The sequence below is a fragment of the Phaeodactylibacter xiamenensis genome (genome assembly GCF_000759025.1).
GTDB classification, from domain to species: domain Bacteria; phylum Bacteroidota; class Bacteroidia; order Chitinophagales; family Saprospiraceae; genus Phaeodactylibacter; species Phaeodactylibacter xiamenensis.
Window position 1 is genome coordinate 1 of record NZ_JPOS01000051.1, and the last position, 655, is coordinate 655.

General features: G+C 49.3%; 1 protein-coding gene. It reads left to right on the forward strand.

The genetic code is table 11. The features are described 5' to 3' along the window. The coding region (locus IX84_RS33430) for a hypothetical protein (protein ID WP_044223975.1) at window positions 1-655 on the forward strand (655 nt) is incomplete at both ends.

Genomic DNA, 655 nt, shown 5'->3' on the forward strand with positions numbered 1-655 from the left:
TAATGATGATAATAAGATAGCGTGGTATGAAAATGACTGTGTAGGAACCTGCCCCACACCAGAAAACATAACGATAACTTACGATTGTGGCGGAGAGGTTGTCCTGCATTGGGACATTACCGACCCGGATACGCTGGTCCAATCCTATACCGTGGTGCTGGATACCAATGGTCAGGAGTTCACCAGTTATACCGGCCTGACTACATCTGAATTAACGATCCCTGCTGGCACCCTTCAGCCAGGGACAGATTATGAGTACACCATTACAAGTAGCTGCGGGGCCAACACTACAGGCGTTATTGACGGCACAGAGATCAGAGATCCATTACCGGAGATCATTATAAGCAATGTGGTTCAGCCGGACTGCCTGGGCAATGATGCTGGAGGTTTCGACGTAACCGTAACAGACGACTGCGGAGCATTCTACAATATCAGTGTTGGGGCAACGACTTTCTTTAATGTCCCTGCCGGTGCGACGGTTACATTTATTGATTTGGAAGGTACGCCGGCCGGTATGACACATCAAGTCAATATTGCATTAGCCGATGCGGGCCCATGTGATTTAAGCGTTGAAGAAGTAGCCTGCCTGAATGCGGTAACTGCATCTGAGTTGATCTACACAGCCGACACTAGCCCTCCCGATGCATTGTGTGCG